We start from the raw sequence: 11,482 nt of genomic DNA, 5'->3' as shown, positions 1-11,482 counted from the left end.
CGTGCCGTTTGGATTCACTGCGATTGCTAACAATCCGGCTCTTTCAGCCTTGATTGAAAGAATTTGCAGGAATTGACCCCATCCAGCATCATGAGTTGATTTTGCTAATCTTGTTCTGGCAATACCTCTGATATTTAACTTTTCATGAGCAACATTCTTTCCTTGAGATAGAAGCTTTTTAACCGTTTTATAGTGAAAATCTTTGCGCTGATTGGCAACTTTTAAATGTGCCTTGGCAACTCGTTTAATCCCCTGCTTTCGACGATTAGAACCTTTCTTTTTGCGAGATAGGGAACGTTGCAACTTTTTCAGACGCTTTTCCGCTTTCCGGTAAGGCTGCGGAATCTCCACCTCTTCCCCGGAATCCGTCACCAAGAAAGACTTCAGCCCCATATCAATCCCAATAGTATTTTCCCAGGTTGGAGTTTCGGGAGTTACATCAGCAACGGAATCATCTTGTAGTGACAGTGTGATGTAATACCCATCAACTTTCTTGACGATGGTAGATGTTTTGACTTTGAACCCATCCGGCAAGGGACGATGCAAAATCATCTTCAACTCGCCAATCTTCGGAAGTTGAATAAACCGACCTTTGATGTGTTGTGACTTAACTGGATCAGGAAAGGTGATTGAACGATAACGCCCAACTCCCTTGAATCTAGGCTTGCCACTTCTTTTGCCATTACCGTCTCCCTTGAGCCATCGCTCAAATGACTTCTCCACTCGCGCAATTACATCTTGTAGACTGTGAGAGGGAATTTCTTTATATTGAGGAAACAACTTTTTGGTATTAACCAAATCCCGTTTCTGTGAGTAGAAATCGGGTCGGTCTTTTAGTTCTGGTAGATGGCAAACCAGGGGACAGGCATTAACATCACAACGATTTTGTTCCCACCAATTAAACCGCTCTGCCAGCCGATAGTTGTATTGACTACGGCAAAGTTCGATCCACTTATCAACCGTGGCTTGTTGCTGTTTCGTCAATCTTAATCGGTACTGGTAGGCAGTTCTCATGGGGTAATTGTATCGCCAAATCAATCCTATATGCAACAGATGAAGAACATCTCTCTACGAATCTCTGACATTGAAAAGCAACACCTCGATGAATTCTTCCGTATTACCGAAAGAACAAGGGAGCGATGTACTCCGTCAATACATTCGGAGTTTGTTTGTCTGCGGGGTATTGAACCCCATCGACAAACCCGCAATTGTTCCTGACGCTCACCTAGCTCCCCTAGGGCGACAGACAAGCCTGAGCAACAGGAACATATCCAGGTTCTTTTACCATCCCTTGACCCTTACCCGTTAATATCAAATGAGTATACGCTCTCCCCGCTTGTTCTTGAGCATTATTCTCGCCGGGAAAATCTTTGATAATCACAAATAAGTTTCGAGTTAAGGGGTATTCTCCACTTTTGAATGCGGCGAAATTCATCTCATTGCGCTGCTGAGGACAAGACTCCGGGGGAACTAAGTCACCCTGATAGGGAGCAATTGGAGTCTTTCCCGGAAGTCCCAAAGGTAAAGGACGAATTCCACATTGAGAAACAAGTTCCGGTGCTGAGGCGTAGTAAATACCGCCTGGATCATTACTAACTTTACCGATTCCCGTGGTTGTCGAACCAACAAATTGGACAATTTGGGTATTAAACGGTTGTCCTCCTAAAACCGCATCGGTAAAAAATCGCACTGTTCCACCTTGATCAGATTGGCGGGAGTAGGGAGTAATTGGCAAATCCGAACCACCCACTTGTTGCCAGTTACGAATTTTTCCGGTATAAATATCTTTAAGCTGAGTTAGGGTTAAGCTAGGAACATTGAGTTGAGGATTTACCCCGACTGCGATCGCGTCAATCGCTACCGACTTCTGAATCAGTTCATAGCCTTGCTGTCTCGCCTCCGCTAAATCTTTTTTTTGCAGATGGATAGAGGATAAACTGAACGCAAAATAGCCTCCCAATACCTGTTGAATTCCCTCAACTGAACCACTATACTTAGGTGGATTGAGGTGAAAATCGGGCAAGGCTGTCTTGATCTGTTCATGAAAGGGTTCAGCAATAGGAACCCAAGTTGTACTTCCCCCATAGTTAAAGAGTTGTCCTTGGGGCATATTAATCCTTAAGGGTATCCGACTATCGCTCAATGAACAAATAGGGCGTTTCCACCATAACCAACCACTGATGGCTGAAAGACAAATCGCCCCCCCCAAAAGTCCAATAGCTATGAGTTTACCGATTGGCTTTTTTGCTGGGGGTGAAACCTTAAGGGATTTATCTTCACTCGCTGACTTTTTCAGAGAAATCTGTTTGGATAATATCTCTTTATCTTCAGATAAAACTGGAGGTTCAATCGACTCCCCTGATTCCGCCTCAGGCTTTGCCTTTGCCAAAAAATCGTCCCATTTTACGGGTAAAACTGTGGGATTTTGGCAAATTACAGGTAACAAACTTGCACCCGGAAACCTTCTCTCAATATCCGATAAGTCATGGAGTTTTTCCCGTGCTTCTCGGACTGAACTATATAACGATTTGCCACTGGAAAACGATTCCAGAAAATATTTCAAAAATTCTTGAGCAAACTTATCCGGTACAGGTTCCCGCATGACAATCATTTGCGGGATATTCAGCCGCTGCAACTCATTCGCTAATCCTAAACCATCACAGGAATTAAAAATCGCCAGTTGTAACCCTTTCTTTATCGCTCTTTTTAGGGTATTTTTCAACTCGCTAATCGCTAGCTTTTCGGTTTGATTAATATAAATATAACCGCAATCGCCATCTCCTTGAGAGTAACTATGTCCCGCAAAGAAAAGAATATCCCATTCTTCACTCCACAGAGGTTCAAATTCTTGACGTTGCGGTTCAACCAGAAAGCGGACATCCGCCTGGGGTAAATTTTCGAGTAAACCTCTGTCTCTGGCAATATTAATTCCCTGGCTATTGCCTAAAATTGCTAAAATTCTGACTTTATTTTTCGGTTTAACCTGAGTTCCTACATCATGTTCTGTCGGACTAATAGCCACAGCCGCATTGGGAAACTCGTCCAAAAACTCCCACGCATCCCAGGGTAATTTCCGCAAGTTATGTTCACTGGTGCGGACAATGACGCGAATTTCTTCTTCTTCGTCTAACTCTCTAAGTAATTGCTCTTTGACACGGCGAAACTCTTCAGCGCTAAGCCAATGATTAATACTGCCTTTTAGGGTTTCAAATAAAACTTGACATTCGTCAGCAGAAACAGGGGGAAGTAATTCAGTTTCATCATCTAAAATAACCGGGCGTCTGAAGGCTGTTTCTAAGCGGCGATAAGTTTTCTGCCAATTATCATAGTTTGCCCAAACCTGTAAGTTAGCGGGTAAACTACCACCCGTTCGGATTTGACGGTGCGGAAAACTCTCGTCGCTAATTTCCAGGGTAATCTGAAACCCTTGGCTAAAATCCCCATGTTCTAGATTAAGTTGAACGACTTTACCCATAGTTATGTTCCTGCTTTCCTCAGTTTAAATTAAAAAATTCTCCGTTATACTTTCCTCTCCTAACACCACTTTAACGGTAAATTTTTCTTCAGGTTGTTCAATAAACTGAAAGGGTTTCGTTTGAATGGAACTATCCGCCTTTCCAGCTTGAGTTTCTAGAAAAGGTTCTCCTGTTTCATCCAGTACCCTCAGGGTGATCCCTTCGGGTAAAGAGGTGTTACTCGCTAAGGAACGAACCTTGACACGGATGCGAATGTTTTGTTCATTGTCTTGATTCAGGTCGAGTATAAGTGCTAGAGTGTGGTCTTTCAGTTGAATTGCCTTCCCCCGCTTAACCGTCGCCGGATTGACACTTCTGAATGCTAGACTAACGTCTGGTGTACCTAGTAAAGCTTCAACAGTTTGCCAACCCTCTGCCACGATATTATCAAACCATCGACTTAAGTTAACTAGAGGTAATGATTCACTTTTAGGTGTAAGACACTTGAGCAAATCATTCAGAGATTGGAACTGGCTAAGGGATAACTCCTCCGTTGTCACGGTTGGAGTAAAGCCGAGTAATGTTGCTTCTGTGAGGGATTCATTTATCCCTACTGCAACATAGCCAATCCTATCTTCCCAAACTTCTGCTGGAATGTAAACAAAGTTTATATCCGAGAATACAGGACGGCATTCTAATTTTACCCATTGACCTTGCCGTTTCACCTTTAAATCGGCAATATTGACTAAAGACTGCATTAATGGGTCCCAGCTATCACTTTCCGTCAAGTCTGTCTCTATTCCTTGGCGCTTGAGGTAGTCATTCACCGCATACACGGCTAAGGTATTCAGATAAACCTGCTGCGCGTTGACAAAATTGAACGGGGTGGATTGGTGTTGACGAAACTGTTTGGCTTTTTGATGGACTTGCCAACCTAGCTTAACTTTATTATTAATAGTAATCATGGCTTTTTTTCCTTTTTAGGTTTACGCGCAGTCTTGGACGTACTGTCTAATTTTTGGGGCAAACCGTTGAATACAGCGCCAATAGAAACTACTTAAGGTTGTCACAGGAATTCCCAAGTCTTGTGAAATTTCTTTCCAGCTTTTCCCCTGAATGCGCTTCGCTAAAAATATAGCTTGGAAGCTGGCGTTGGGATGTTTTTGAATCAATTCCCGTTTAAAAATTTCATCGGGATCACGTTCTATATAATGCATGATGATTTCAAATGTCGTGGGAGCCGCCTCAGTTGTTCCCAGATTATCTATTTCTTCGATAGCAATCGGCTTGTCTTGGGTAATCTGGTAAGATGCTCGAATATCTCTTAATGTTCTATCCAGTCTAAAGTTAACCCAATTCATAAATACCCCATTCCCTCGTTCCGGGTCATATAAGTCAATTTTTTGGAAAACATAAAGCAAGGTTCGATTAACGGCATCATCATAAATTATGTTATAAAAATCACTCTTTAGTTCACCTCGATGAGGACGGATAAGTCTCCGAGATAGTTGAATCGCATTAACCAGTTCAGTTAAGAGATATTGGCGTTGCTGTGTCTGGGCTGAATATTGTTTGGCTTCTAGAGCTAGCTGTTTCAGACGATTGTCAGTGAGTATTTCTTGAAAGGCTTCCCGCATCCTTATATTTGCCCATTGTCTTAGGGATTCATTTTCAGGATTGTAGCGGTCAATATCCGAGTACAGAGTACCCAAAAGTTGCTGGTGTGCGGCTTGATAAATGTCTTGGCAAGCATTTGATAAGGGTTGGTCTTTTAGCGGACGGCATATTGGGCGCGATCGCAGGATTCGATCAACCAGTTTGGTTACACTTTGCCTTCGCTCTATGCTTCCTGGGACAGTTTGTTGCGCGTCAAGAAGTAAATTAAGTAATTCATTTTTTTGAGATGTATTAGACATCTATTAATCTCCTTTTCTAAATGCTTTTTGTTCATCCGTTCTTTTATCCGTTTTAATCTTACGATCTCATACATTTTTATCCCTCATAATTATCTATCTAATTGGACTCTCTTCATTGTCCTGAGCCAACTGAATTATCTAGTGCCTCATCAACCGTTCACCTGATCACTCTGGCTGAGGGGGAAGATTTTACGCAATAGGTCAGTCTTTGTTAAAAATCTTTACATTTACAATTGGATTTAGGCAACTGACTAGGGTTTCAATGCCGGCTGGAACAGTGGTTTATTTTTCTACTCATAAGTTTTGTTAACTATTTGGATTTACGGCGAAGAAACTTCTATACTCCTCAACTAGACATCGATGTTCTAACCTTACGGCTACATAAGTAAGGTTAAATTCAGGTTAATTTTTGAGGACTTACGCCCAAAAGCGGAAACCTCCCAGATACAGTGTTTCGTTGCATCAGTTTTGACTTACATTGAGCGTGAAGGAGTGAATCCTGTGTCTGACTGTTCAGGTTTTGTAAAGTTTTGTTAAAAAAATCGCTCATTCGCGTAAAATTCGCTGCCCAATCCAGAGTAGTCAGTGAAGGTTCACGAGTTGCAGCGAATCTAGTGGAGTGAAATAGCCACTAGATCGGATTTTCTAAAGAATTTTGTTTAAGGAGTGAGAACTATGTCCACTAATGATTTGTTCGAGCAATCCGACAACAGCCAAATTGAACTCAATGATTCAGTAGAAGTAGTGAGTACTGATGATGTAGCAGTTTTGCCTAAGCGACAGATGGAGTCACCTGAATTCCAAGCCTTAGTGCAAGAACTCTCCAGCACTATGGGTGTAGAAGGAACAGACTACGCCTCCGATGAGGTGATTGTTAAAGTTAAATCATCGATTCCCACGAATCAAATTAACGTTCTCAAAACTAGCCTGGGAGTCCAAGTAATAGAGTCCACTCAAACCTTGGGAATTGAGCGTTGGCAAATCCAAGGGATGAGCGTCGTTGAAGCCATGGCGCTTTATGGGGGCGATCCCGCCGTTGAATATATCGAACCCAACTATATCGTTTCCACCACTACCACTGTTCCCAATGACCCCCAATTCAATCAACTTTGGGGGTTAAATAATACTGGACAGACGGGTGGTACTTCTGACGCGGACATTGATGCTCCCGAAGCCTGGGATATTGAAACCGGAAACAATATAGTCGTTGGGGTAATTGATTCAGGGGTGGACTATAACCATCCCGATCTCAACGACAATATGTGGATAAATCCGGGAGAAATTGCCGGAAATGGAATTGATGATGATGGTAATGGCTACATTGATGATATCCACGGGTGGGACTTTGTTAATAATGATAACGACCCCTTTGACGACAACAGTCACGGAACTCACGTAGCCGGAACCATCGCTGCGGAAGGAAACAATGGTATTGGTGTGACGGGTGTCAGTTGGTCGGCTGATATCATGGCGCTAAAATTCCTAAACGCCTCGAATACCGGCAGTACCTTCAATGCGATTCAAGCCGTCGAATATGCCACGATGATGGGCGCTGACTTGACCAACAATAGTTGGGGGGGCGGAGGCTTTTCTCAGGGGTTGTTGGATGCGATCGCGGCGGCTGGTGCTGCTGGACAGTTATTTATTGCTGCAGCAGGAAATAGTAACAGTGACAATGATATCAATCCCCACTATCCTTCCAGCTACAACCTGGATAACATCATTTCTGTCGCTGCCACTGACGATGACGATCAACGGTCAAGTTTTTCCAGTTACGGAGCCACATCCGTAGACTTGGGCGCACCAGGTTCTTCTGTCTATAGCACGATTCCTGGAGGCGGATACGGTTTCAAGAGTGGAACATCCATGGCAACCCCCCACGTATCAGGCGTTGCCAGTTTGATTTGGTCTCAAGACCCCACATTAACAGCCCAACAGGTCAAGGATCGCATCCTGGCAACCGTTGACCCAATTCCAGCATTACAAGGAATAACCGTTTCAGGTGGGCGGCTCAATGCCTACAGTGCCCTCACTGGCAGCACCCCTGTTCCAGTTCTTCCCGTAATTTTTGATGACTTTGACCCAGACATTGACAATAGCCAATGGTCTAATATCACTAACGGTACAGCCAATAGCAACTTTGTTGGCAGTGATGGGAACTCCCTATGGTTTAACGGAGGCTCTCCTGGCGGTAGCTCTCGTTTTGCCATCACCAACCTGGTAGATGTTGCTAATGGCGGCACGATTACCTTTGACCTGATCTTTGGCAATAGCTCCAATGGTGGCGAAAATGCCGATCCAGGGGAAGACGTGGTGCTGGAATACTCCACAAACGGTGGCACCACTTGGAACCAGTTTGGTCTTTACGACACAGAAGCCTTCACCACTTGGACAACCCTAACGGAGACGATTCCTACTGCTGCTCAGACGAGTAGCACCAACTTCCGTTGGCGGCAAATCGCTCACAGTGGCAATAGTTTCGATAACTGGGCAATCGATAATGTAACTGTCGGAGCACCGATCCTCAACAGCGTTGTTGATGACTTTGACCCAGACATTGATAATAGCCAATGGTCAACGATCACCAACGGCACAGCCAACAGCAACTTTGTCGGTAGTGATGGGAATTCCTTGTGGTTTAACAATGGTTCTCCCGGCGGGAACTCTCGCTTTGCCACCACTAACTTTGTGGATGTCTCCAGCGGCGGTACAGTCTTCTTTGACTTGATTTTTGGCAATGGCTCCAATGGTGGTGAGAATGCGGATGCTGGGGAAGATGTAGTACTGGAATATTCCATCAATGGTGGTAGCAGTTGGACTCAGCTTGGACTCTATGACACCGAAGATTTCACCAGTTGGACAACCCTCATCGAAACAGTTCCTACCGCAGCCCAAACCAGTAGCACCAGTTTCCGCTGGCGTCAAGTTAATCATAGTGGTAATGGCTTCGATAACTGGGCGATCGATAATGTGTTTGTCGGAGTACCTCAGCCAGGAGAAATTAGCGGTAGTAAGTGGAATGACCTCAATGGGGATGGAAAACAAGATGCCAATGAGCCAGGTTTGGCGGGTTGGACAATTTACTTAGACGATAATCAAAATGGTCAGCTCGATTCCGGTGAGACATCTACGAAAACCGATACCAACGGCGACTATACCTTCACGAACCTGAATCCAGGTACTTACACCGTTGCCGAGGTGATCAAACCTGGTTGGGAGCAGACTTTTCCTGGGGTTGGTGCAGGTCTTCTCGATGGATTTGAGGACGGTAACCTCAGTGAATATACACAAACCTCTCTCACCGGTACTATTGCCAGCACCCTAGCTGCTCACGATGGTACTTATGGACTTTTGGATGGTAGCGCCGGTGGCTGGCTGTATCGGAACGATTCTGAAGTCTCCGTGCAACAGGGTGATTCTCTTTCTGTATGGGTCAATTTAGCAAATGCTGCTAATGGTCGCGCTTATTTCGGGTTTGGCGCGTCTGCTGCGGGTAGTCTTTCTGCCGTATTGGCCCCCAATACCAATCAACTTATCATCCAGGAAAATAATAGTTTTGGTTTCAGGGATATTGCTGCTGTTTCTCAGAACTATATCTCCGACAAATGGTACAAACTTGATGTTGATTGGGGAGTAGGAGGTAACATCACGACAGAGTTATTTGACAGTGATGGCACGACGTTGCTAAACAGTGTAACTGGAACGAGTAACCTGTTCACTTCAGGAGGCATTGCGTTTCGTGGTTTTTCCAGCGATAAGTACTTTGATACAGTTACTCTAGAAAACCGAACCAGTGGCGTTGGTAAAGTACTCAAGCCAGAAAATCTTCCCTTAAGCAGTGGTACTTTTAAGGTCGCTCAACCCGTTTTAGGAAATGATGTAAATAGTGTAAATGATGTTCCAGTCATAGAGTATCAACTGAGTGCGCCTTGGATAGCAGGAACGGTTTCCCCCGATCAGCTCGGTTCCCAACCCTTGCAAAAACCTGGCAACTGGCGCACACAACCCTTGAATGTTCAGTTAGCTGATCTGTCTGGAGTTGACATATTATATGATCGCTCCCATGGTCAAAGGTCATCTAGTTCCTTTTCCACAATCATCGGCGACTTGACCGCCCGAGGCGCTGCGGTGGATGAGAACTTTGATCCCATTAATACCGTGCTAGCAAACTACGATATCCTTTGGGTTGATGAAGGGGGTTCCACGACTTGGACAGTTGCGGAGCAGACAGCCGTTAAAAACTGGGTACAAGCAGGCAATAGTTTACTTCTCCATGGTGACCAGGTAAACAGCGGCGAAGTCCTAGCCAGCTTATTCGACATTAACTACACCGGCATCAATGGTACGGCAGGACTAACAACCAACATTTTCCCCCATCCCGTAACGGATCAGGTAAACCAAGTCAACGTCAGCGGTCCTTTGAATTCGTTGTCTGTGTCGGGTTCAGCCAGTACTATTGTCAATGATGTTGGACAAACTCCTCATATCAGCGTCAACACCTTTGGCACTGGTGCTGTCATCGCCGTTGCCGATGATGATTTCTTCAATAGCGTAATTGGTGTTGGGGATAACCAAATGCTGGCTAACCAAGCCTTCGATTGGTTATCTGTAGGTGGCGGCGGCACTGTACCGGGTACTCATAAGGTAGAACTCCGTCCGGGTCAGACAGTCACCAATATCGACTTTGGGAACCAAAAGATTCCTCCAAAAACTATATTTGGCACTTCTGGCGATGATGTTTTTAACATTACGGACAGTCCAGTCATCGTCTTTGCACTTGCTGGTAATGATCAGGTTGATGGCTCAGGAAGCGCTGGTGGTAATCAGTTCTACGGCGGTCAAGGTAATGATACGCTGATTGGCAATAGCTACGACCAACTCTTTGGTGAAGCTGGCAACGATCGCCTAGATGTATCCAATGGTGCAGGAAACAACCTGCTTGATGGTGGTAAAGGCAAGGATGAACTGTTGGCTAACTTCAACGATCAGTTGTTTGGCGGCCAAGGTCATGATACCCTCGATGCTTCCCGCGGTGGCGGAAATAACCTGCTTGATGGAGGTAAAGGTGACGACAACCTCTTGGCTGGCTCTAATGATCATCTGTTGGGTGGTAAAGGCAATGATACTCTCGATGCTTCCCGCGGTGGCGGAAATAACCTGCTGGATGGGGGCAAAGGTAACGATGTTCTGTTAGCTGGCTCGAATGACCACCTATTAGGCGGCAAGGGTGATGATATCCTTGATGTTTCCAGTGGTGGCAGTCATAATGTGCTTGATGGGGGTCAAGGCGATGATATTCTCAATGCCTTAAATGGTGGCGGTAATAATCTGCTCAATGGTGGCGATGGCGACGACAACCTCCTGGCTGGTTCTAATGACCAACTTTTGGGCGGTGATGGCGATGATATCCTTAACGCTTCCGTTGGTACAGGAAATAACAGCCTTGATGGTGGCGATGGCGACGACAATCTTTTAGCTGGCTTCAATGATCAATTGTCTGGTGGCGATGGCGATGATATTCTTAATGCCTCTTTTGGTTCAGGGAATAATAGTCTTGATGGCGGCAAAGGTGATGATATCCTGATTGCTGGCTTCAATGATCAACTCTCAGGCGGTGATGGCGATGATCTCTTGTTCGGTGGTGAGGGTGGTAGCACCATGACGGGTGGCAAAGGTGATGATCAGTTCTGGATTGTTAATGGCTTTGTTCCCAGTGCGGCTCACACGATTACCGACTTTGAGGTAGAGATTGACCGGATTGGCATTCGTGGTTTGGGTATCACGTTCCAACAGCTTGACCTGATTCAAGATGGTAATGATACTCGCATTAGTGTCTTCAATACAGACCTAGCTATCTTAAGTGGGATTCAAGCAAATGCCCTCGACAGGAGTGATTTTATCCTCGCCTAGCCGGACATCATATTAATTGGGCGGTTGAAACTACACAAACTTGCACCCGCCTGCGCGGGTTTCCACAGGTTGAGATAAAATCCGTTAATTTTAATTAAGCGATCGCGTTCTTGAACCGTCCCACTCAAGCGCGATCGCTTTTGTATCATTTCCCTTCCGTTAAACCTACTGTAGGATTAAGTTGAGACTGAATACATCCTT

Annotated in this window: 6 protein-coding genes; 1 reads left to right on the top strand and 5 read right to left on the bottom strand. The window is 45.0% G+C overall.

What is annotated here, in order from left to right:
* The 4 genes from RID09_RS08100 to RID09_RS08085 form a co-directional block, all read right to left on the bottom strand.
* A partial coding sequence (locus RID09_RS08100; protein ID WP_446335436.1) for an RNA-guided endonuclease InsQ/TnpB family protein occupies positions 1-1,014 on the bottom strand: 1,014 nt, incomplete at its 3' end.
* A gap of 220 nt (positions 1,015-1,234) precedes the next feature.
* Positions 1,235-3,475: a substrate-binding domain-containing protein gene (locus tag RID09_RS08095; RefSeq protein WP_446335435.1), complete on the bottom strand. Its 2,241-nt coding sequence runs from the start codon at positions 3,473-3,475 to the stop codon at positions 1,235-1,237.
* A 24-nt stretch (positions 3,476-3,499) separates the two neighbouring features.
* Positions 3,500-4,420, bottom strand: coding sequence for a DUF1822 family protein (locus RID09_RS08090; protein WP_446335434.1), 921 nt, complete (start codon positions 4,418-4,420; stop codon positions 3,500-3,502).
* 21 nt (positions 4,421-4,441) lie between these two features.
* Positions 4,442-5,371, bottom strand: a complete 930-nt coding sequence (locus RID09_RS08085; protein WP_446335433.1) for a hypothetical protein — start codon at positions 5,369-5,371, stop codon at positions 4,442-4,444.
* Between the two features lie 675 nt (positions 5,372-6,046).
* On the opposite strand from RID09_RS08085, the gene RID09_RS08080 reads away from it, so the two are divergent.
* Positions 6,047-11,281, top strand: a complete 5,235-nt coding sequence (locus RID09_RS08080; protein ID WP_446335432.1) for a S8 family serine peptidase — start codon at positions 6,047-6,049, stop codon at positions 11,279-11,281.
* On the opposite strand, the gene RID09_RS08075 is transcribed toward RID09_RS08080, so the two are convergent.
* Positions 11,278-11,430 (bottom strand): hypothetical protein, encoded by a 153-nt coding sequence (locus tag RID09_RS08075; protein ID WP_446335431.1) that lies wholly within the window; start codon positions 11,428-11,430, stop codon positions 11,278-11,280. The genes RID09_RS08080 and RID09_RS08075 overlap by 4 nt on opposite strands.
* Positions 11,431-11,482 lie beyond the last annotated feature (52 nt).

Source organism: Coleofasciculus sp. G1-WW12-02 (genome assembly GCF_040219735.1).
Classification (GTDB): Bacteria; Cyanobacteriota; Cyanobacteriia; order Cyanobacteriales; family Coleofasciculaceae; genus Coleofasciculus.
The sequence above is the reverse complement of the archived record's forward strand: the minus strand, read 5'-3'. Positions and strand labels throughout refer to the sequence as shown.

Coding starts and splice junctions, on each gene's coding strand:
- RID09_RS08085 (WP_446335433.1), bottom strand. CDS start 5,371: ATGTCTAATACATCTCAAAAAAATGAATTACTTAATTTACTTCTTGAC.
- RID09_RS08090 (WP_446335434.1), bottom strand. CDS start 4,420: ATGATTACTATTAATAATAAAGTTAAGCTAGGTTGGCAAGTCCATCAA.
- RID09_RS08095 (WP_446335435.1), bottom strand. CDS start 3,475: ATGGGTAAAGTCGTTCAACTTAATCTAGAACATGGGGATTTTAGCCAA.
- RID09_RS08080 (WP_446335432.1), top strand. CDS start 6,047: ATGTCCACTAATGATTTGTTCGAGCAATCCGACAACAGCCAAATTGAA.
- RID09_RS08075 (WP_446335431.1), bottom strand. CDS start 11,430: ATGATACAAAAGCGATCGCGCTTGAGTGGGACGGTTCAAGAACGCGAT.